Annotated in this window: 1 pseudogene; it reads left to right on the forward strand. The window is 44.7% G+C overall.

Annotated features, from left to right (window positions below):
• A pseudogene (locus tag TEPIDINF_RS14945) lies at positions 1 to 255 on the forward strand (ISNCY family transposase); the annotation flags it as partial.

Below are 255 nucleotides of genomic sequence, written 5' to 3' on the forward strand. Positions count from 1 at the left end.
TGCAACAAGCTATTGAGCAATATGGCCTTCCACTTGGTTTGTACAGCGATCGGCATACGATCTTCCGATCTCCCAAGGAATCGTTAACTGTAGAGCAGGAATTAGCGGGTGAAATCAAGCCGTTATCACAATTTGGTAAGGTAATGGCTGAACTCGGTATAACTCATATCAAAGCAATGACCCCGCAAGCCAAAGGGCGTATTGAACGTCTTTGGGGTACTTTTCAAGACCGTTTAGTTATCGAACTTCGATTGC

The sequence above is a fragment of the Tepidibacillus infernus genome (genome assembly GCF_048898065.1).
Taxonomy (GTDB): Bacteria; Bacillota; Bacilli; order Tepidibacillales; family Tepidibacillaceae; genus Tepidibacillus_B; species Tepidibacillus_B infernus.